The 20,791-nt window shown below is 69.0% G+C and carries 20 protein-coding genes; 11 read left to right on the top strand and 9 right to left on the bottom strand.

The genetic code is table 11. The features are described from left to right. Both ACWEN3_RS18105 and ACWEN3_RS18100 read left to right on the top strand, forming a co-directional pair. A partial coding sequence (locus ACWEN3_RS18105; RefSeq protein ID WP_452971628.1) for a transglycosylase domain-containing protein occupies nucleotides 1-2,555 on the top strand: 2,555 nt, incomplete at its 5' end. 129 nt (nucleotides 2,556-2,684) lie between these two features. After that, nucleotides 2,685-4,226 carry a glycosyltransferase family 87 protein gene (locus ACWEN3_RS18100; protein WP_452971626.1) on the top strand — a complete coding sequence of 514 codons (1,542 nt, stop codon included), beginning with the start codon at nucleotides 2,685-2,687 and terminating at the stop codon, nucleotides 4,224-4,226. 131 nt (nucleotides 4,227-4,357) lie between these two features. On the opposite strand, the gene ACWEN3_RS18095 is transcribed toward ACWEN3_RS18100, so the two are convergent. The 3 genes from ACWEN3_RS18095 to ACWEN3_RS18085 form a co-directional block, all read right to left on the bottom strand. Continuing rightward, nucleotides 4,358-5,389, bottom strand: coding sequence for an alanine racemase (locus ACWEN3_RS18095; protein ID WP_452971623.1), 1,032 nt, complete (start codon nucleotides 5,387-5,389; stop codon nucleotides 4,358-4,360). An 83-nt stretch (nucleotides 5,390-5,472) separates the two neighbouring features. After that, entirely contained in the window at nucleotides 5,473-6,594 is a 1,122-nt protein-coding gene (femX, locus tag ACWEN3_RS18090) for a peptidoglycan bridge formation glycyltransferase FemX (RefSeq protein ID WP_452971621.1), read from the bottom strand. Nucleotides 6,595-6,762: 168 nt separating this feature from the next. Next, on the bottom strand, nucleotides 6,763-7,074 hold the full coding sequence (locus ACWEN3_RS18085; protein ID WP_452971618.1) for a hypothetical protein: 312 nt from the start codon (nucleotides 7,072-7,074) through the stop codon (nucleotides 6,763-6,765). 266 nt (nucleotides 7,075-7,340) lie between these two features. Here ACWEN3_RS18085 and rpsF point away from each other — a divergent pair, with 266 nt between their 5' ends. The 4 genes from rpsF (at nucleotide 7,341) to rplI (ending at nucleotide 9,060) form a co-directional block, all read left to right on the top strand. Beyond that, nucleotides 7,341-7,631, top strand: a complete 291-nt coding sequence (gene rpsF / locus ACWEN3_RS18080; RefSeq protein ID WP_452971616.1) for a 30S ribosomal protein S6 — start codon at nucleotides 7,341-7,343, stop codon at nucleotides 7,629-7,631. 76 nt (nucleotides 7,632-7,707) lie between these two features. After that, nucleotides 7,708-8,301: a single-stranded DNA-binding protein gene (locus ACWEN3_RS18075; protein ID WP_452971614.1), complete on the top strand. Its 594-nt coding sequence runs from the start codon at nucleotides 7,708-7,710 to the stop codon at nucleotides 8,299-8,301. A 57-nt stretch (nucleotides 8,302-8,358) separates the two neighbouring features. Then, entirely contained in the window at nucleotides 8,359-8,595 is a 237-nt protein-coding gene (rpsR, locus tag ACWEN3_RS18070; protein WP_003949403.1) for a 30S ribosomal protein S18, read from the top strand. Nucleotides 8,596-8,613: 18 nt separating this feature from the next. Continuing rightward, on the top strand, nucleotides 8,614-9,060 hold the full coding sequence (gene rplI / locus ACWEN3_RS18065) for a 50S ribosomal protein L9 (protein ID WP_452971611.1): 447 nt from the start codon (nucleotides 8,614-8,616) through the stop codon (nucleotides 9,058-9,060). Between the two features lie 97 nt (nucleotides 9,061-9,157). Here rplI and ACWEN3_RS18060 read toward each other — a convergent pair whose 3' ends face one another. Beyond that, complete coding sequence (locus ACWEN3_RS18060) at nucleotides 9,158-10,495, bottom strand: MATE family efflux transporter (protein ID WP_452971608.1); 1,338 nt, start codon at nucleotides 10,493-10,495, stop codon at nucleotides 9,158-9,160. Nucleotides 10,496-10,976: 481 nt separating this feature from the next. Between ACWEN3_RS18060 and dnaB the strand changes: the two genes are divergently transcribed. Together dnaB and ACWEN3_RS18050 are read left to right on the top strand one after the other, a co-directional pair. Then, a complete protein-coding gene (gene dnaB, locus ACWEN3_RS18055) occupies nucleotides 10,977-12,455 on the top strand; it encodes a replicative DNA helicase (RefSeq protein WP_452971605.1) in 1,479 nt (492 codons plus the stop codon). A gap of 52 nt (nucleotides 12,456-12,507) precedes the next feature. Further along, nucleotides 12,508-13,893 (top strand): serine hydrolase domain-containing protein, encoded by a 1,386-nt coding sequence (locus ACWEN3_RS18050; RefSeq protein ID WP_452971602.1) that lies wholly within the window; start codon nucleotides 12,508-12,510, stop codon nucleotides 13,891-13,893. 70 nt (nucleotides 13,894-13,963) lie between these two features. Here ACWEN3_RS18050 and ACWEN3_RS18045 read toward each other — a convergent pair whose 3' ends face one another. Then, a complete protein-coding gene (locus tag ACWEN3_RS18045; protein WP_452971600.1) occupies nucleotides 13,964-14,416 on the bottom strand; it encodes an N-acetyltransferase family protein in 453 nt (150 codons plus the stop codon). A 9-nt stretch (nucleotides 14,417-14,425) separates the two neighbouring features. Next, nucleotides 14,426-14,884, bottom strand: coding sequence for a MarR family winged helix-turn-helix transcriptional regulator (locus tag ACWEN3_RS18040; protein WP_452971597.1), 459 nt, complete (start codon nucleotides 14,882-14,884; stop codon nucleotides 14,426-14,428). Nucleotides 14,885-15,028: 144 nt separating this feature from the next. Between ACWEN3_RS18040 and ACWEN3_RS18035 the strand changes: the two genes are divergently transcribed. Together ACWEN3_RS18035 and ACWEN3_RS18030 are read left to right on the top strand one after the other, a co-directional pair. Continuing rightward, the gene (locus tag ACWEN3_RS18035) at nucleotides 15,029-16,237 is read left to right on the top strand and encodes an MFS transporter (RefSeq protein WP_452971596.1); all 1,209 of its coding nucleotides are present in this window, start codon (nucleotides 15,029-15,031) and stop codon (nucleotides 16,235-16,237) included. Nucleotides 16,238-16,331: 94 nt separating this feature from the next. Continuing rightward, nucleotides 16,332-16,751 carry a GlcG/HbpS family heme-binding protein gene (locus ACWEN3_RS18030; RefSeq protein WP_452971594.1) on the top strand — a complete coding sequence of 140 codons (420 nt, stop codon included), beginning with the start codon at nucleotides 16,332-16,334 and terminating at the stop codon, nucleotides 16,749-16,751. Between the two features lie 69 nt (nucleotides 16,752-16,820). On the opposite strand, the gene ACWEN3_RS18025 is transcribed toward ACWEN3_RS18030, so the two are convergent. Further along, a complete protein-coding gene (locus ACWEN3_RS18025) occupies nucleotides 16,821-17,687 on the bottom strand; it encodes a GNAT family N-acetyltransferase (protein ID WP_452971592.1) in 867 nt (288 codons plus the stop codon). A 426-nt stretch (nucleotides 17,688-18,113) separates the two neighbouring features. On the opposite strand from ACWEN3_RS18025, the gene ACWEN3_RS18020 reads away from it, so the two are divergent. Beyond that, nucleotides 18,114-19,376, top strand: a complete 1,263-nt coding sequence (locus ACWEN3_RS18020; protein ID WP_452971590.1) for a globin domain-containing protein — start codon at nucleotides 18,114-18,116, stop codon at nucleotides 19,374-19,376. 6 nt (nucleotides 19,377-19,382) lie between these two features. Here ACWEN3_RS18020 and ACWEN3_RS18015 read toward each other — a convergent pair whose 3' ends face one another. Both ACWEN3_RS18015 and ACWEN3_RS18010 read right to left on the bottom strand, forming a co-directional pair. Next, nucleotides 19,383-19,865, bottom strand: coding sequence for an NUDIX domain-containing protein (locus tag ACWEN3_RS18015; RefSeq protein WP_452971588.1), 483 nt, complete (start codon nucleotides 19,863-19,865; stop codon nucleotides 19,383-19,385). 124 nt (nucleotides 19,866-19,989) lie between these two features. Further along, a partial coding sequence (locus ACWEN3_RS18010) for a LysR family transcriptional regulator (protein WP_452971585.1) occupies nucleotides 19,990-20,791 on the bottom strand: 802 nt, incomplete at its 5' end.

Genomic DNA, 20,791 nt, shown 5'->3' with positions numbered 1-20,791 from the left:
GGGCGAACTCTCAGGAGCCGAGATCCCAGGGTCCGGGAGACGAGGGGCGGTCGCCCGGCGGCCGCGCCGACGCCAGGCGTGCGTCCCAGAGAGCCGGTGGCGGCCGCCGTCGGGCGCCCGGCCCCGGTGGCCCGACCGGACCCGGTCGCGGCCGAGGACGTACGGCCCCGCCCGGCAAGAAGCGGATCATCGACTATCCCCGCGCGGAGAAGTTCGGATGGCGCCGCTGGGTGCCGTCCTGGAAGCTCGTGACGGGCATGTTCATCGGCTTCCTCGGAAGCCTGGTGGCCGTGGCGGGCATCGGGTACGCGATGGTGAGCGTGCCCAACGTGGCGCAGACCGCGACGGCGCAGAACAACGTCTACTACTGGTCCGACAAATCCGTGATGGTCGCCACCGGCGGTGAGATCAACCGCCAGATCATCAACTACTCGGACATCCCCAAGGAGATGCGCTACGCCGTCATCTCGCAGGAGAACAAGACGTTCGAGACCGACAGCGGCGTGGACCCGACGGGCATCGCGCGCGCCGTCCTCAACATGGCCCGGGGCGGTCAGACGCAGGGTGGTTCCACGATCACCCAGCAGTACGTCAAGAACGCCATGCTGAACGACCAGTCGCAGACCCTCACCCGCAAGTTCAAAGAGATCTTCGTCGCGATCAAGGTGGGCGCCACGGTTCCCAAGCCCCAGATCATGGCGGGCTATCTGAACTCGGCCTACTTCGGCCGAGGTGCCTACGGTCTGCAGGCGGCCTCGCGTGCCTACTTCAACAAGGACGCCAGGGACCTGGACCCGGGTGAGTGCGCATTCCTGTCGGCGATGCTGAAGGGCGCCACGTACTACGACCCGGCGGGCGCGACCTCGCTCGACCCGGCCGCCACCCCGGACGCGAACAAGAAGCGCGCGCTGGCCCAGATGCAGGACACCCTCGACAAGATGGTCAAGTACGGCCATCTGGACGCCACGGAGCGTGCCAAGTACACGGCCCTCCCGAAGTGGCAGAACCCGCGTTCCAACAGTCGGCTCAGCGGCCAGATCGGCTACCTGGTCGACCTCGCCAAGTCCTACCTGGTCAACAACAGCGACAAGACCGGGATCACCGCGGACAAGCTGCAGCAGGGCGGATACCGGATCTACACGACCTTCGACAAGAAGAAGGTCAAGGCGCTCGAGGTCGCGGTCACGAACGTCCAGAAGACGAACATCAAGCCCAAGCTGCGGCCGAAGACCGACACCCACGTCCAGTTCGGCGGCGCCTCGGTGGACCCGACGTCGGGCGCCATCAAGGCCATCTACGGCGGTGAGGACGCGACCAAGCACTTCACCGACAACGCCGACTCCACGGGCGCCCAGGTCGGCTCGACGTTCAAGCCGTTCGTGCTGGCGGCGGCCATGAAGTGGGGTGTCCGGAACCCGCATCTCGGGCCCGAGCAGGCCCAGGACGAGCGAACGGTCGCCTCCCCGCAGAGCCTGTACAGCGGCAAGAACAAGCTCAAGATCAAGCAATGGGACGGCTCCGTCTGGACCGACAAGGAGGGCAAGGAGTGGCTCCAGACGAACGACGGCAATGAGTCCGTCGGCAACGCGCCCAACTACAAGATCGACCTCCGTGAGGCGATGCGGCTCTCGGTGAACTCCGCATACGTCCAGCTCGGCATGGACGTCGGCCTGGACAAGGTCAAGGAGACGGCGCTGGACGCGGGCATCCTGGAAGGCAGCCTCGCCGACTCCAACTTCCCGTCGTTCTCGATCGGTACCTCCGACCCGAGCGCCATCCGTATGGCCGGCGCCTATTCCACCTTCGCCGCCAGCGGCAAGCAGAACGACCCGTACTCCGTCGACCGGGTCGAGAACAAGGACGGGGTCGTCTACACGCACAAGATGACGCCGAAGGACGCCTTCGAGCCGAACGTGGCGAACAACGTCACGGACGTCCTGAAGACGGTGGTCGACAAGGGAACGGGTACCAACGCTCAGCTGCCCGGACGCGAGGTGGCCGGTAAGACCGGTACCACCGACGGCAACAAGTCCGCCTGGTTCGTCGGGTACACCCCGCAGCTGTCCACCGCGATCAGCATGTTCCGCCTGGACGACAACGCGAACAACAAGGCGCGTACGTTCCTGGAGATGTACGGAACCGGCGGCCAGAAGAAGATCCACGGTGCCTCGTTCCCGGCCGAGATCTGGCACGACTACATGGCCGAGGCGCTGAACGGCGCGCCGGTGCAGAACTTCCCGACTCCCGATCCCATCGGCAAGGTGCTCAACGCCGAGCCGAGCCCGACGCCGACTCCTTCGGTCACCCAGAGCCAGACGACGAGCCCGTCGCCGACCCCGTCGCCGAGCAACACCTCGCCCTCACCGAGCCCGTCGGTCACCAACACCTGTGGCTTCTTCGGCTGCAACGGGAACGGCGGAAACGGGAACGGCGGAAACGGCAACGGCGGCACCGACGGAGGACCCACGCCGACACCGACGATCAGCGAGTCGACAACCGGCGGCACCACCCGAGGCAACGGCAACGGCGGCTTCTTCGGAGGTGGGAACGGCTAGTCCCGCGCCGTGACCGGTTGACGGTCATATCGCCCGACTAGGGTGTTTCACGTGAAACACGGGCCGCCGCATCCATGAGGTGCGGCGGCCCTCGGCGTTTTCCTAGGCAGGTACGGCAGGATGTGGAACATGCCCAGTGCAGAGATGACGCCCGCGAGCATGCCCGAGCCCGAGCCCGGGCGGCCCGCCGCGGCAGACACGGTGCGGCCGACCAGGGAGGACGAGGTCGCCGCGGCCGGCAGTGAGCTGATCGGCGGTCCCATCGGGCGGCGTGCCCTGCTCGGGACCTCCTGGTGGACGCCCGTACGGATCGTCGCGCTCGTGGCGATCGGCATGTTCGCCCTCGGCCTGGTCCAGAAAGCGCCGTGCTACCACAGCGCCTGGTTCTTCGGCGCGAGCTCCCAGTACACCAAGGCGTGCTACTCGGACATTCCGCACCTCTACCAGGGCCGTGGGTTCGCCGACCATCTCGTCCCCTACTTCGACAGACTCCCGGACGATCTCTCCGGCGGTATGAGCTATCTCGAATACCCGGTACTGACCGGAGTCTTCATGGAGGTGGCCTCCTGGCTGACCCCGCACAGCGGCACCATCCAGTCCCAGGAACAGTGGTACTGGTTCGTCAACGCCGCACTGCTGCTGGTGTGCACGGCCGTGATCGCCGTCTGCGTGGCCCGCACCCACCGCCGGCGCCCCTGGGACGGCCTGCTGGTCGCTCTGGCGCCGGCCTTCGTGCTGACCGCCACCATCAACTGGGACCTCCTGGCGGTGGCTCTGACGGCCGCCGCGATGCTGATGTGGTCCCGGAGCCGCCCGGTCGCCTTCGGCGTCCTCCTGGGGCTCGCCACGGCCGCCAAGCTCTACCCCGTGTTCCTGCTCGGCCCGCTGCTCATGCTGTGCTGGCGCGCCGGCCGATGGCGGGAGTACTGGCAGGCCGTGGCCGGTGCGGTGATCGCCTGGCTCGTGGTGAACCTGCCGGTGATGCTGTTCGCCTTCCACGGCTGGTCGAAGTTCTACACCTTCAGCCACGACCGGGGCGTCGACTTCGGCTCCTTCTGGCTGATCTGGGCGCAGAACTCCACCAACCCACCCAGTACCGACTTCGTCAACACCGCCGCCTCGGTCCTGGTGGTGCTGTCCTTCCTCGGCATCGCCGCGCTGACGTTCACCGCCCCGCGCCGGCCGCGCTTCGCCCAGCTCGCCTTCCTGATCGTGGCGGCCTTCATCGTCACCAACAAGGTCTACTCGCCGCAGTACGTGCTGTGGCTGGTGCCGCTGGCGGTGCTGGCCCGGCCCAAGTGGCGGGACTTCCTGATCTGGCAGGCGTGCGAGGTGGCGTACTTCCTCGGCGTCTGGATGTACCTCGCCTACACGACCAGCGGAGACGCCCACAAGGGCCTGCCGACGCACGGCTACCACTGGGCGGTCGTGCTGCATCTGCTGGGCACGCTGTACCTGTGCGCCGTCGTCGTGCGGGACATCCTCATGCCGGAGCGGGACGTGGTGCGCCGGTCCGGCGACGACGACCCCTCGGGCGGAGTGCTCGACGGAGCGGAGGACGCCTTCGTGCTCGGCGCGGCGGCCCACCCGCCCCGGCATGCCGCCCAGGACGTCCCTCATGTGGACTGGGGAAGGCCGGAACCGGTGCCTCAGCGCGACAGTTCGCTCTGAGCGAACACCTCGGGGAGGCGTCCCGGGGGCGGTTCGTCAGGTCATGAAGAAGGCCGTACACGGCGTTCCGTGTACGGCCTTCACGCTGTCCCGAACGGGTGCCGGCGGTTCGTGCGGTCCGCGGGCCGCTGTCAGCGGTCCACGAGGCGGTCGAACTGCGTGGTGGTGTGCCGCAGATGGGCCACCAGCTCGTCACCGACCTTGGGCTCCGGGGCGTCCGAGGGCACGAACAGGATCGACACCTGCATGTGCGGCGGTTCGGCGAACCAGCGCTGCTTGCCGCCCCAGACGAACGGAGAAAGGTTCCGGTTGACCGTGGCGAGGCCGGCCCGTGCCACGCCCTTGGCGCGCGGCATGACGCCGTGCAGCGCCTTCGGGGCCTCCAGGCCCACCCCGTGCGAGGTACCGCCCGCCACGACCACCAGATAGCCGTCGGAGGCCGCCTTCTGCTGCCGGTAGCCGAACCGGTCGCCCTTGGTCACGCGCGTGACGTCCATGACGGCACCGCGGTACTCGGTGGCGTCGTGGTCCCCCAGCCACAGCCGCGTGCCGATACGGGCCCGGAACCGGGTCTGCGGGAACTGCTGCTGGAGCCGGACGAGGTCGTCGGCCTTGAGGTGGCTGACGAACATCGTGTGCAGCGGCAGCCGGGCCGCGCGCAGCCGGTCCATCCAGCCGATGACCTCCTCGACGGCGTCCGAGCCGTCGGTGCGGTCCAGCGGCAGATGGATGGCGAAGCCCTCCAGCCGGACGTTCTCTATGGCCTGGTGCAGTTGCGGCAGATCCTGCTCGCTGATGCCGTGCCGCTTCATCGAGGACATCACCTCGATGACGACACGGGCGCCGACGAGGCCGTACACACCGTCGATAGAGGACACCGAGCGGACGACCCGGTCGGGCAGCGGTACGGGCTCCTCGCCGCGCCGGTAGGGCGTCAGCACCAGCAGGTCACCGCCGAAGAAGTCCTTGATGCGCGCGGCCTCGTACGTCGTGCCGACGGCGAGCAGGTCGGAGCCGAGCCGCGTGGCCTCCTCCGACAGGCGTTCGTGCCCGAAGCCGTAGCCGTTGCCCTTGCAGACCGGGACGAGGCCCGGGAACTGCTCCTGCACGTGCTTGTGGTGCGCCCGCCAGCGCGCGGTGTCGACGTAGAGCGTGAGCGCCATGGCCGGACCCGGACCCTTTCTCGTGGCTGAGGTGTATCAGGGGTGTGAGAGCTGTGAAGCCTATGGAATCAAACGCCTGCGGCTCAGCGGCGCGACATGTAGATGTCGAGCGCCTTGTGGAGCAGCTTGTTGAGCGGGAAGTCCCACTCGCCGAGGTACTCGGCGGCCTGCCCGCCGGTGCCGACCTTGAACTGGATGAGGCCGAACAGGTGGTCCGTCTCGTCCAGCGAGTCGGAGATGCCGCGCAGGTCGTAGACCGTGGCGCCGAGCGCGTAGGCGTCGCACAGCATCCGCCACTGCATGGCGTTCGAGGGGCGGACCTCGCGGCCGATGTTGTCGGAGGCGCCGTAGGAGTACCAGACGTGCCCGCCGACGATCAGCATCGTCGCCGCGGACAGGTTCACGCCGTTGTGGCGGGCGAAGTACAGCCGCATGCGGTTCGGGTCCTCGGTGTTGAGGGCCGTCCACATGCGCTGGAAGTACGACAGCGGGCGGGGCCGGAAGTGGTCGCGCACGGCCGTGATCTCGTACAGCCGCTGCCACTCGGCCAGGTCCTGGTAACCGCCCTGGACGACCTCGACGCCGGCCTTCTCGGCCTTCTTGATGTTGCGCCGCCACAGCTGGTTGAAGTTCTTGTGGACCTCTTCCAGGGAGCGGTTCGCCAGCGGCACCTGGAAGACGTAGCGGGGCTGGACGTCGCCGAAGCCGGCGCCGCCGTCCTCGCCCTGCTGCCAGCCCATGCGGCGCAGCTTGTCGGCCACCTCGAAGGCGCGCGGCTCGATGAAGTCGGCCTCCATGTCGCGCAGGCGCTTCACGTCCTGGTCCTGGATGCCCCTCTTGATGGTCTCGGCGCTCCAGCGGCGGATGATCACCGGCGGGCCCATCTTCACGGAGAAGGCGCCCTGCTGCTTGAGGTGCGCCAGCATCGGCTGGATCCAGTCGTCCAGGTTCGGCGCGAACCAGTTGATGACCGGGCCCTCGGGGAGATAGGCGAGGTAGCGCTTGATCTTGGGCAGCTGCCGGTAGAGAACCAGACCCGCGCCCACCATCTCGCCGGTGCGCTCGTCGAACCAGCCGAGGTTCTCCGAGCGCCACTCCGCCTTCACATCGGCCCAGGCCGGGACCTGCATGTGGCTCGCCGCCGGCAGGCTCTGGATATAGGCCAGATGCTGCTCGCGGCTGATGGTCCTCAGGGTCAGGCTCATTCGGGGCGCTCCTCGGGCTGGTGTGTCCCCATGGGTACAGGGGCTCCGGCTCTCGCGCCGAAGCCTACTGCGCCTTGCGGGCGCCCCGACTGGGCGTACGGCACCTTCGCCCCGGCCTGTGGGCCGCCGGGGCGTCGGGGGCGCCGTGCGAACGGGTGCCGGGAGCGGCTAGAGGAGACCGCCGAACAAGCCGCCGTTCGACATGCCGAGGAGAAGACCGACTCCCGAGGCGCCGAGACCCAGGATCAGCCCGAACCGCTCGCGCGTGGTCACCGAGATCCACTGCCCGTACGCACCGATCACGATCCCCACCAGGCCGGCCCAGGACGTGAGCAGGTGGAGGCCAGGGAAGAAGGCCGTGATGAAGGACGTCAGCCCGAGGGCCAGGGTCACCGCCATCAAGGCGTCCTGGAGCGGATGGGGCTTGCCGTCCGTGGCGAGAAGGGATCCGGCGGTATTGGGCTGCAATGCCTGTGCCATGGGGCACCTCCCTGCAGAAGGCGGCGCATCGTAGCGCCGTACACACCCGACGTGTACAGATTGACGGCCCTCACGGCCGGATTTCAACCGGAAGCGGGTGTGCAGGTAGTCTGTACCGTCTGCACCGGTGTCTGCCCAGATCCGCGCCAGGGATTCCCATCGGGACCCCCTGATTGTCAGTGGCGGCCGATACCGTTGCGTACGCATCACAACCCTCCTGCCACGGAACGACCGTGGCCGCTGAGTCCAAAGGAGGTGGGTTCCACATGCGTCACTACGAGGTGATGGTCATCCTCGACCCCGATCTCGAGGAGCGTTCGGTCTCCCCGCTGATCGAGAACTTCCTGTCCGTCGTCCGTGACGGCGGCGGCAAGGTTGAGAAGGTCGACACCTGGGGCCGTCGTCGTCTCGCCTACGAGATCAAGAAGAAGCCCGAGGGCATCTACTCGGTCATCGACCTGCAGGCCGAGCCTGCGGTCGTCAAGGAGCTCGACCGCCAGATGAACCTGAACGAGTCGGTCCTCCGGACCAAGGTCCTCCGCCCCGAGATGCACTGAGCCTTCCGCTCAGCTGATCTCGGGATTCGAGTAGCAAGCAAGCAGCCAGAGCAGCAAACCCGCCGAGAGGTTCCCCATGGCAGGCGAGACCGTCATCACGGTCATCGGCAATCTTGTCGACGACCCCGAGCTGCGCTTCACCCCGTCCGGTGCGGCGGTCGCGAAGTTCCGCGTCGCGTCCACTCCCCGCACCTTCGACCGCCAGACGAACGAGTGGAAGGACGGCGAGAGCCTCTTCCTGACCTGCTCGGTCTGGCGTCAGGCGGCGGAGAACGTCGCCGAGTCGCTCCAGCGAGGCATGCGCGTGATCGTGCAGGGCCGGCTGAAGCAGCGGTCCTACGAGGACCGTGAGGGCGTCAAGCGCACGGTCTACGAGCTGGACGTCGACGAAGTCGGCCCCAGCCTGCGCAACGCCACGGCCAAGGTCACCAAGACCGCCGGTGGTGGCGCTCGCGGTGGCCAGGGCGGCCAGGGCGGCCAGGGTGGCTACGGCGGCGGTGGCGGCCAGGGCGGCGGCTGGGGCGGTGGCCCCGGCGGCGGTCAGGGCGGCGCTCCGGCCGACGACCCGTGGGCATCCGGCGCTCCCGCCGGTGGTGGCAACCAGGGCGGCGGCGGCTGGGGCGGAGGCTCCGGCGGCGGTGGCGGCTACTCGGACGAGCCCCCCTTCTAAGCCTTCGGGCCGAGGGTGGGTCGTACCCAAACTTCTTGATCACACAGGAGAAACACCATGGCGAAGCCGCCTGTGCGCAAGCCTAAGAAGAAGGTCTGCGCTTTCTGCAAGGACAAGGTCACGTACGTGGACTACAAGGACACGAACATGCTGCGGAAGTTCATTTCCGACCGCGGCAAGATCCGTGCCCGCCGCGTGACCGGCAACTGCACGCAGCACCAGCGTGACGTCGCCACGGCCGTCAAGAACAGCCGTGAGATGGCGCTGCTGCCCTACACGTCCACCGCGCGCTAAGGGAAGGGTGACCGACTCATGAAGATCATCCTCACCCACGAGGTCACTGGCCTCGGTGCCGCCGGCGACGTCGTCGACGTCAAGGACGGTTACGCTCGCAACTACCTGATCCCGCGGAAGTTCGCTATCCGCTGGACCAAGGGTGGCGAGAAGGACGTCGAGCAGATCCGTCGTGCTCGCAAGATCCACGAGATCCAGACCATCGAGCAGGCCAACCAGGTGAAGGCCCAGCTCGAGGGCGTCAAGGTCCGCCTGGCCGTTCGCTCCGGCGACGCCGGCCGTCTCTTCGGTTCCGTCACCCCGGCCGACATCGCGTCCGCGATCAAGGCTTCCGGTGGCCCCGAGGTCGACAAGCGCCGCATCGAGCTCGGCGCGCCGATCAAGACCCTGGGCGCCCACGAGACGTCCGTGCGTCTGCACCCCGAGGTTGCCGCCAAGGTCAACATCGAGGTCGTCGCGGCCTGATCGCTGCGCTGGGTTCGAGCAGTTCTGAAAGGGGCCGCACCCTTCACGGGTGCGGCCCCTTTCGCGTGGGCGGGTCGGCATGTTTCACGTGAAACGGTCAGCGGGTCGCACCCGTCACGATCCAGCGGCCGGAGCGGGTACGCAGCCACAGGGTCAGCATGCGAACCGTCATCATCAGGGTCATGGCTGCCCAGAGCGCGGTGAGCCCGCCTCCGAGAACGGGCACGAGCAGGGCCACGGGGGCGAAGACGCCCAAGGTGATCAGCATCGCCCAGGCGAGATACGGCCCGTCGCCCGCACCCATCAGAACGCCGTCCAGGACGAAGACCACACCACAGATCGGCTGGGAGAGAGCCACCATCAGCAGCGCCGGCAGCGCCGTGTCCTTCACCATGGAGTCGCTGGTGAACATCGGCAGGAAGAGCGGTCGGGCGGTCACCACGAGAAGGCCGAGTACGACACCGGTCGCGATGCCCCACTCGACCATGCGCCGGCAGGCCTCGCGTGCGCCCGGTGCGTCGTCCGCGCCGAGGTAGCGGCCGATGATGGCCTGGCCCGCGATCGCTATCGCGTCGAGCGCGAAGGCCAGCAGGCTCCACAGGGACAGGACGATCTGGTGGGCGGCGATGTCGGCGTCACCGAGACGTGCCGCGACCGCGGTGGCGATCATGAGGATCGCTCGCAGCGACAGTGTGCGGACGAGGAGCGGAGCGCCCGCCTGCGCCGAGGCACGGATTCCGGCGGCGTCCGGGCGGAGAGACGCCCCGTGCCGGCGGGCCCCGCGCACGACCACGATCAGATAGACGGCCGCCATGCCGCACTGCGCGATGACCGTGCCCCAGGCCGAGCCGGCGATACCGAGTCCGGCACCGTAGACGAGTCCGGCGTTGAGGACGGCGTTGGCGACGAAGCCGGCGACGGCGACGTAGAGCGGGGTCCTGGTGTCCTGCAGGCCACGCAGCACTCCGGTGGCGGCCAGGACGATCAGCATGGCCGGGATGCCAAGCGAGGAGATACGCAGGTATGTCGTGGCGTAGGGAGCCGCGGTGGCGGAGGCGCCGAAGAGATCCACGATGCCGGGAGCCAGCGGCAGGACGACGACGATGACGGCGGCTCCGAGAAGCAGCGCCAGCCAGATGCCGTCCATGCCCTGGCGGATGGCGGCCGGGAGATCGCCCGCGCCCACGCGGCGCGCCACGGCGGCCGTGGTGGCATAGGCGAGGAAGACGAAGACGCTCACGGCGGTGGTGAGAAGGGCGGAGGCGACGCCGAGGCCGGCGAGTTGGGCGGTCCCGAGGTGGCCGACGATCGCACTGTCCGCCATGACGAAGAGAGGCTCCGCGACGAGAGCGCCGAAGGCCGGAACCGCCAGCGCGACGATCTCTCGGTCATGCCGGCGGCGGGTGGTCTCGGGTAGCGCTGGAGCCTGTGTCATGAGCATCAATCTAATCGTCCACAGGTAAGAGATGCAAACCCCCAGCACCCCTTACTAGTGCTCTGGCCACGTGTCCTTTCGCATACCGTTCGAAGCGATCTTGGTCCGACTGGGGAAGTTTTTCTTCTGCACAGCCGGTGGATGTCGAACCCGCAGGTCAGAGGCTTCTTCGGAAAGCGGGCGAGGGCTTGTTCACAGGGCTGTCCACCGGGTCGTGCACAGGTTTCGGGGAGTTCTCCACAGCATCGGGGCGGTCGTCCACATGGCCTGTGGATAACCAGATTGGCTGACGGTGCCGAGGGGCCTACCGTTGTCCGGCGCCCGCTCCTTCCCCCGGCCCGGAAGATGTCCTTTCCACGGCTCGGGAAACGGCACAAATCCGACGCGCCAGAAGCGGAGACGGGCCTCTCAGTTGTCAGTGTCGTGCCGTACAAAAGAGGACACGGCGAGGTCCGCCGTGCCAAGGGGAGGAGGTGGCTCGGTGAGCATTTCCGAGCCCTTGGACGATCCGTGGGCCGACAGCGGACCCAGTGATCGTCTGCCCGCCTCCCGTCGGCGCAGTGACGGTGGCCGGGGTCGTGACGAGCAGCACGACCGGGGCCGGGAGAACAGCTCCTGGGACGGCGGCGGTTCGTCCTTCGAGCGAGTGCCGCCGCAGGACCTCGACGCCGAACAGTCGGTGCTCGGCGGCATGCTGCTGTCCAAGGACGCCATCGCCGACGTCGTCGAGATCCTCAAGGGCCACGACTTCTACAAGCCGGCCCACGAGACGATCTTCCAGGCGATCCTGGACGTCTACGCCAAGGGCGAGCCGGCCGACCCGATCACCATCGCCGCCGAACTCACCAAGCGCGGCGAGATCAACAAGGTCGGCGGCGCCGCGTATCTGCACACCCTCGTCCAGACCGTGCCGACGGCGGCCAACGCCGAGTACTACGCGGAGATCGTCCACGAACGCGCCGTCCTGCGCCGCCTGGTCGAAGCCGGCACGCGGATCACGCAGATGGGATACGCGGCCGACGGAGACGTCGACGAGATCGTCAACAGCGCCCAGGCCGAGATCTACGCCGTCACCGAGCAGCGCACCAGCGAGGACTACCTGCCGCTCGGCGACATCATGGAGGGCGCGCTCGACGAGATCGAGGCGATCGGCTCGCGCAGCGGTGAGATGACGGGTGTGCCCACCGGCTTCACCGACTTCGACTCGCTCACGAACGGCCTGCATCCGGGCCAGATGATCGTCATCGCGGCCCGCCCCGCCATGGGTAAGTCGACCCTCGCCCTGGACTTCGCACGGGCCGCGGCGATCAAGAACAACCTGCCGAGCGTCATCTTCTCCCTCGAAATGGGCCGCAACGAGATCGCGATGCGTCTGCTGTCCGCCGAGGCCCGGGTCGCCCTGCACCACATGCGGTCCGGGACGATGACCGACGAGGACTGGACCCGGCTCGCCCGCCGTATGCCGGACGTCTCGGCCGCCCCGCTCTACATCGACGACTCCCCGAACCTGTCGATGATGGAGATCCGGGCCAAGTGCCGTCGCCTGAAGCAGCGCAACGACCTGAAGCTGGTCGTCATCGACTACCTCCAGCTGATGCAGTCCGGCGGTTCCAAGCGCGCCGAGAGCCGTCAGCAGGAGGTCTCGGACATGTCCCGTAACCTCAAGCTCCTCGCCAAGGAGCTGGAGGTCCCGGTCATCGCGCTGTCGCAGCTCAACCGTGGCCCCGAACAGCGCACCGACAAGAAGCCGATGGTCTCCGACCTGCGTGAGTCCGGCTCGATCGAGCAGGACGCCGACATGGTCATCCTGCTGCACCGCGAGGACGCGTACGAGAAGGAGTCCCCGCGTGCGGGTGAGGCCGACCTGATCGTGGCCAAGCACCGAAACGGCCCGACGGCCACCATCACGGTGGCCTTCCAGGGCCACTACTCCCGCTTCGTGGACATGGCCCAGACCTGATCTCCGCAGGAATGGATTCGACGTGCGCCGTCCCAGCCGATGGACTGGGACCATGACGACACCTCAGGAAGCGCTGCTCCCCGGAACACAGCGTGCACTGCTGCACCGGATCGCTCTCGCACAGTCCGAAGGACGGGCGCCGTCGCTGGCCGCCGCCGTCGTGCGCGGCGGTCGGGCCGTGTGGCACGGGGCGCGGACCTCCGTGGACGGACACGCGCCGGACGAGAACGTGCAGTACCGGATCGGGTCCATCACCAAGACCTTCACCGCCGTCCTGGTGATGCGGCTGCGCGACGAGGGCGTGCTCGACCTCGGTGATCCGCTGGAGAAGCACCTGCCGGGTACCGGCGCGGGGGAGGCGACGATCGCCGAACTGCTCGCACACACCGCCGGGCTGGCCGCCGAGTCGCCCGCACCCTGGTGGGAGCGGACGCCGGGCTCCCTGCGTCCCGAACTGAGCGATGTGCTCGGTGAGCAGCCCCTCCTGCACCCCGTCGGCCGACGGCACCACTACTCCAACCCCGGCTACACGCTGCTCGGCGCGCTGGTGGAGGAGCTGCGCGGCGCCCCCTGGGAGGAGGTGCTGCGCCGCGAGATCCTGGAGCCGCTCGGCCTGCACCGTACGAGCGCCCAGCCGCAGGCGCCGCACGCGGGCGGATGGGCCGTGCACCCCTGGGCCGACGCGCTGCTGCCCGAGCCGCTGGAGGACCTCGGCCGGATGGCGCCCGCCGGTCAGCTGTGGTCGACCACCGGGGACTTGGCCAACTTCGCCGTGTTCCTGGCTCGCGGCGACGACCGTGTGCTGAGTGCCGAGTCGGTCCGGGAGATGCGGACACCGGCGGCACCCGCCGAGCCGGCGGACGTGCTGGACGGAGCCGCCTACGGACTCGGCATGCAGGTCCAGCGCCGTGACGGCAGGCTCCTGTCCGGTCACTCCGGCTCGCTGCCGGGCTTCCTGGCGAACCTCACCATCAGTGTGGACGACGACGTGGCGGCGGTGGTGCTCGCCAACTGCACCAGCGGACCGCTGCTGGGCGCGGTGGCCGCAGACCTCGTCCGGATCGTCGCCGAGAGGGAGCCGCGGATCCCCGAGCCCTGGCGGCCGCTGCGCGTGGTCGACCCGGCGGTGCTGGAGCTGGCGGGGCAGTGGTACTGGGGCACCAACGCCTTCGGCCTGCGGGTGACAGCCGACGGGCTGCTCGCGCTGGGCCCGCTGACCGGTGGCGGCCGTCGCTCCCGTTTGCGGTCCAACGGCGACGGCACGTGGACCGGCCTGGAGGGCTACTGGGCCGGGGAGGTGCTGCGGCCCGTACGGCGCCCGGACGGGTCCGTGAGACACCTCGACCTCGGCTCGTTCGTGTTCACCCGTCAGCCGTACGACCCCGATGCTCCTGTGCCCGGTGGCGTGGACCCGGAAGGGTGGCGGGGCATCGGCTAGGCCGCAGGCGCGGGGGATGTTTCACGTGAAACACCCCCGCCCTGGTCCGGCCGGCAAAGGACCGAACCCGTCAGAGCTGCAGCTTGAAACCCACGTGCGAGGCGCTGAACCCCAGCCGCTCGTAGAAGCGATGGGCGTCCGTGCGGGACTTGTCGGAGGTCAGCTGCACCATCCGGCAGTCGAGCCGCCGGGCGGTGTCGATCGCCCACTCGATGAGCAGGCTGCCCAGTCCGCTGCCGCGTTCGTCGGAATGGATGCGCACGGCCTCGATGAGCGCGCGGGACGCACCCTTGTGGGAGAGCCCGGGAATGATCGTGAGCTGGAGGGTCCCGATCAGCCGCCCTTCGCGTACCGCGACGACGAGGTGCTGGTTCGGGTCCGCTGCCAGGCGCTTCAGTGCCGCCTGGTACGGGGCCAGGTCGTCGGGTGACTCACGCCGGGCGCCCAGTGCGTCGTCGGCGAGCATCGCGACGATCGCCGGCAGGTCGTCGGCGGTCGCCGCTCGTATTTCGAGATCTCCCATGCCCGCACCCTATGCGGGGACGTTCAGGGACTCCACGACGCGCACCAGCGGAGCCAGTTCGGGGTTCCTGGACGCCTCGTCCAGGGCCTCGCGGAGGGCAGCGTCATTGGTGGGCCGCGCCTCCGTCAGCAGCCGCAGGCCCGATTTGGTGACGTTGGTGTAGATGCCGCGCCGGTCGGTGGGGCACAGATAGCGCTCCAGCAGCCCGCGGTCCTCCAGGCGGGTCACCAGGCGCGTGGTGGCGCTCTGACTCAGGACGACCGCGTCGGCGACCTGCTTCATCTGCAGATGCCCGCCCTCGTCGTCGTGCTGCCGGCTCAGCACGTCGAGCAGCGAGTACTCGCGCACGCTCAGGTCGTGCCCGGTCTGCAGGGCGCGCTCGATGTGTGCCTCGATCCTCCCGTGCAGCGCAGAGAGGGCGCACCAGCCCTGGGCGAGGGCGGTGAGCGCGGGGTCCGTCGCTGTCATGGGCGTTCTCCTCCGTCCCGGAGCGGCTGCTTCAAGGATAGAGCACTGCCGCAATAGTCTGCGCTTGCAGTTATCCCGCGTCTGCAACTATTGTTGGACGCACGCAAAGCGCTCATGCAATCGTCTGGGAAGGTGTACCCCCACATGCCTCTCGCGCTTCTGGCCCTCGCGATCGGGGCCTTCGGAATCGGCACCACCGAGTTCGTGATCATGGGCTTGCTGCCCGAGGTCGCGGGCGACTTCGGGGTCTCCATCCCCACGGCGGGCCTGCTCGTGACCGGCTACGCGCTCGGTGTCGTCCTCGGCGCACCGCTGATGACCGTGCTCGGCACCAAGGTCTCGCGCAAGCGGATGCTGATGCTGCTGATGGTCTTCTTCATCGCCGGAAACCTGCTCTCCGCGGTGGCCCCCACCTTCGCGATCATGCTGATCGGACGAGTGATCGCCTCGCTCGCCCACGGCGCCTTCTTCGGCATCGGCTCGGTCGTCGCGGCGGAGCTGGTCGCCCCCGACAGGAAGGCCGGCGCCATCGCCATGATGTTCACCGGTCTGACGGTCGCCAATGTCGTCGGCGTCCCGCTGGGCACGCTGATCGGCCAGCACGTCGGCTGGCGTGTCACCTTCGGGATCGTCGCCGCCCTCGGCGTCGTCGGGCTCGCCGGCATCGCCAGGCTCGTTCCCGAACTGCCGCGGCCCGAGGGTGTGCACCTGCGGCACGAGCTGGCCGCCTTCAAGAACGCCCAGGTGCTGCTCGCCATGGCGATGACGGTCCTCGGCTTCGGCGGTGTCTTCGCGGCCATCACCTACATCGCCCCGATGATGACCCGCATCGCCGGCTTCGCCGACGGCTCGGTCACCTGGCTGCTGGTCCTGTTCGGCCTCGGCATGGTCGGCGGCAACCTCGTCGGCGGCAGGTTCGCCGACCGCGCCCTGATGCCGATGCTGTACGTCTCCCTGGGCGCCCTGGCCCTCGTCCTGGGTCTCTTCACGGTCACCGCCCACAACAAGCTCGCGGCCGCCGTGACCATCGCCCTGATCGGCGCCCTCGGCTTCGCCACCGTCCCGCCCCTGCAGAAACGCGTCCTCGACCAGGCGCACGGCGCGCCCACCCTCGCGTCGGCCGTGAACATCGGCGCCTTCAACCTGGGCAACGCGCTCTCCGCCTGGCTCGGCGGGCTCGTGATCTCGGCCGGTCTCGGCTACACGGCCCCCAACTGGGTCGGCGCCGCCCTCGCCGCGGCCGCCCTGGTCCTCGCCGTCCTCTCGGCGGCCATGGAGCGCCGGGACGGCACGCGCGGCACCGTGATCGCCTCCGGCGCGCACGCCGGTCGGCGGACGGCCGTCCACCACTGAGCCGGCCCGGCCACCGCACATTCACCCAGCCGTCCGTACCGGATCCGCGGTACGGCAGCACCCCACCCCACGCAACACCCGAGGAGACACCTCCATGAGCACCACCGCCGTCGCCCCGCTCACCATCGAGGACGCCGAGCTGCTCGTCGCCACGGCCCGCCGCGCCGCCGAGGAGGCGGGAGTCACCGTAAGCGTCACCGTCCTGGACGCCGGCGGCCATCTGCTCGCCTTCCGCCGGGACGACCGGGCGGTGCTGATCTCCGGTGAGACCAGCACCCGCAAGGCCTACACGGCGCTCCAGCTGAACACCCCCACCGCCGAGCTGGTCGACGCCGTCCAGCCGGGCGGCCTCTTCCACACCCTTCCCACGGCCCTCGACCGGCCTCTGCTCTTCATCGCGGGCGGTGTCCCCGTCCACCGTGACGGCCGGCTGATCGGCGCGATCGGTGTCGGCGGCGGAGCGCCGGAGCAGGATCACGGCTTCGCCACCGCGGCCGTGCAGGCACTCGTCTGAGCGCGAGAGCCTGGACGGACACGCCGGCCCCGCTTCGAGCGGTGGGGCCGGCGTTCGTCGTGGAGCGGGTCAGCCGGCGGCCACCGTCAGGGGGGCGAACCGCCGTGTCCAGTCCCCCGGCAGGTCCGTGATGCCGTACGTCATCACCGAGTTGAAGGCCACGGGGGCCAGGCCCCGTGCCTTGGCCCATGTCAGCAGCTCCTCGTGGCGCACATCGATGTCGGTGCGCAGCGGACGGTCCGTACGGGCCGCCAGCGAGGCGATGAGAGCCTTGGCGGTCTCCGTGTCCCGGGCGATCAACGGGCCGACGACATGGGTGTCCATGTTGGGCCACGCGGCCGTGTAGCCGACGATCCGGCCGTCCTGCTCGGCCACCCGCAGGAGGTCGGCGAAGGCGGGCAGCCGCGTGATCAGAGGCGTGCGGTCGGTACCGAACACCTCCTCGTCGAGCCGGAGCATCGACGGAAGGTCCTCCGCGGTGGCAGCACGCGTCAGCACCCCGGACTCCGGCCGGCCGGGAGTGAAGCGGCCCATGAGCATCTCGGCCCGCCCCGTCACCTTGAAGCCCAGCTCCTCGTAGAGGGGACGGCCGTTGGCCGTGGCGTGCAGGGTCAGCGGAGTGGTCCCCATGGTCGACACCACATGCCGCATCAACCGGCGTCCGACGCCCTGACGGGCGTGACGCTCGGCCACCAGAACCATGCCGATGGCACCGAGATCAGGCCGCTCCCACAGGCCGTACTCCGTGACCACACACGCGGCGACAAGACCTCCTTGAGGGTCGTCGATGCCGAAGCCCTTTCCGGCCGTGAGAAGGAATCCCCACTTGTGTTCCTCGCGTGGCCACCCCCGATCTTCGGACAGGTCGGCGCAGGCGGTGAGATCGCGCAGCGTCAGACGGCGGATGGGCAGAGCGGCGAGGGGAGGAGTTGGCACGCAGGTCAGGCTGTCCGAACGGCACCCCTGGCGTCCACCCGTTTCGATGCAGACGCACGCCCTTTTGGCCATGTCGTAGCCATCCGCACAGCTTGCGGACAGCCGTGAGTGTTTCACGTGAAACAGCGGCGATCGATGAGCGGCGAATGAGTGAACGGTGTTTCCGTACGCGGTAGTTGAGTGGGCTTGCCGGTTCGTCCCATGGCCGGTCCACGGGGGAGGGCGGGAGGGACTTGTGTACCGGGCAACGGCCGGTAGGGTCGACTCCGGTTAACGTCCGGGATCAAGTGCACGCATCCCGCGCGGACCGAGAGAACGGGGCCGACAGCCTGACGGAACGGAGAGATCGAAAACCCGGGGGAAAGCATGCACCCTCCGAGCGGGGTGCGCAGACCGACCGAGAGATGTTCGAGGCGAGGGCACACCATGGACGCTCCGACCACCACGTCGGGGGAGAACGGCATGTCGGAAGGCAGCGGCTGGTTCACGCCGCGCAAGGAGACCTCGGCTCCGCCTCCGGACGACAATCAGGAGCGTGTGCCTGCACAGCCGTCGGCGCCGACGGCCGCGCCGGCCTCATCGGACGCGCGTCTCATCCGCCGCACGATGACCGAGATAGGTCCCGTCGCCGACGAGGTCACCTCCTACTTCTACGCGCTGCTCTTCGTCCGCCATCCCGAGCTGCGGGCGCTGTTCCCGGTCGCCATGGACGTCCAGCGGGACCGTCTGCTGAAGGCGCTGCTCACGGTGGCCGAGCACTTGGACAACACCCAGATCCTCGCCGACTACCTGCAGAACCTGGGCCGTGGCCACCGCAAGTACGGCACACACGCCGGGCACTATCCGGCTGTGGGTGAGTGCCTGATCGCCGCGCTGAGCAGCTACGCCACTGCCGTCTGGAACCCGGAGACCGAGGCCGCCTGGGTACGGGCGTACACGACGATGTCCCAGGCCATGATCGACGCGGCAGCCGCGGACGAACTGCGTGCCCCGGCCTGGTGGCAGGCCGAGATCGTCAGGCACGACCTGCGGACGCCCGATGTCGCCGTCCTCACCGTCCGGCCGGACCAGCCGTATCCCTTCCGCGCGGGGCAGTACACGAGCGTCGAGACACCGTGGTGGCCCCGGGCGTGGCGGCACTACTCGTTCGCTTCCACGCCCCGCTCGGACGGGCTGCTGACGTTCCATGTGAAGGCCGTCCCGGCGGGCTGGGTCTCCAACGCGCTGGTGCACCGCGCGCGGCCGGGAGACGTCATACGCCTCGGCCCGCCCGCCGGCTCGATGACCGTCGACCACACCACCGACAGCGGACTCCTCTGCCTGGGCGGCGGCACCGGCATAGCCCCCATCAAGGCCCTCGTGGAGGATGTAGCCGAGCACGGTGAACGCCGGCCGGTCGAGGTGTTCTACGGCGCTCGGGCCGATCGCGACCTCTACGACATCGACACCCTGCTCCGGCTCGAGCGGAGCCACTCATGGCTGTCGGTCCGCGCGGTCGTCGACCAGCAGGCCCATCCCCGGCTTCCCGAGGCCATACGCGCTTCCGGTCCCTGGAACGAGTACGACGCCTATCTCTCGGGCCCACCCGGCATGATCCGCAGCGGAGTCGGCGTACTCCGGGACATCGGCGTCCCGTCGAGCCGCATACGCCATGACTCGATCGCGGACCTGCTCGTGGCCGGGACCTGAGCCGAGCTATCCCAGATCGGGAGCGTGCATGGCGCGTACGCCCTCGATGTTGCCGTCCAGATAGTGGCGCAGCGACAGCGGGACGAGGTGGACGGAAGCGATGCCGACACGGGTGAACGGGATCCGCACGATCTCGTACTCTCCCGCCGGCTCATCCACTTCCGGTCCGTGGCGCAAGGACGGGTCCATGGACTCCAGCCGGCAGACGAAGAAATGCTGCACCTTCACACCGGTCGCGCCGCCGTCCTCACCGATGTGCTCCACGGTGTCCACGAAGCACGGCACCACATCGGTGATCTTGGCGCCGAGTTCCTCGTACACCTCACGGTGCAGGGCATCCACGACGGTCGGGTCGCTGGGTTCGACCCCGCCACCGGGGGTGACCCAGTAGGGATCGACACCGGGCTTGGTGCGCTTGATCAGGATCAGGTCGTCACCGTCGAGGAGTACGGCACGGGCGGTGCGCTTGACCACGGGTCGGACGGTCATGGGAGAAATGTGGCCCGACTGGTTCCACGTGAAACATCGCAGAGTGTCACCATGTGACCGCATCATGTGCGCCCGTCTCGAAGGCGCGTGGTCGCAGCAGGTTCGCCCCCTGTGCCCCGAGCGTTCAGCACCACGTCGCGGCCGCGCGCAGGAGCCACTCGTGGGCGCGCGCCACGGGGGGCATGGCGAGGGTGCCCGTGCGCACCGCCAGGAAGTACGTGCGCAGCGGCGGTACCACCGGGTCGTACAGGGGCACCACGGCACAGCGGTCGAGGGCCGGGGCGCAGAGATAGCGGGGCAGTACCGCCAGGCCCGCGCCCGCGACCGCACAGGCCAGCACCGCCCGTAGATCGGGGACGATGACCGTGCCCGAGGCGGCCGGGCGGGAGTCGAAGACAGAGGCCCAGTAGCGCGAGACGAACGGCAGCGACTCGTGGACCTCGACGACGGGCAGATTCTCGAGCGCCGGCGCCCCCTTGAGTCGCAGTGCGTCCGTGCCGATCCGCTCCGCCCAGCGGGGGGCCGCGACCAGCACGTGCTCCTCGTCGCACAGAGGAGTCGCGGTGAGCAGGGCGCCGCGCGGCCGGGCGGTGCTGATGGCCAGGTCATGGTGTCCGGAGGCCAGTCCCTCGAGTGCCTCGTCCGCGGTGCCGAAGGAGGCACGGAGCGCGAAGCCCTGGCCGTCGTCCCCGGTCAGCTTCGTGAGGGCGGGCAGGGCCCGTTCGGCGGTGAACTCCGGCGGGCCGACGAGGTGCAGCGTCCGCAACGTGGACTCGTCGTCCAGGCCGCTCTCGGCTATCTCCACCAGCGCGTCGAGATGGGGCGCGGCCTTGTGGGCGAGTTCGTCGCCGATGGTCGTCGGGGTCACCCCGCGGGCCTGGCGGAGGAAGAGGGGCTTGCCCAGCTGGCGTTCCAGGGTGCGGATC

The sequence above is a fragment of the Streptomyces sp. NPDC004561 genome, from assembly GCF_053602155.1.
Note: the sequence above shows the minus strand (reverse complement) of the source record. Positions and strands in the feature narration are given on the sequence as shown.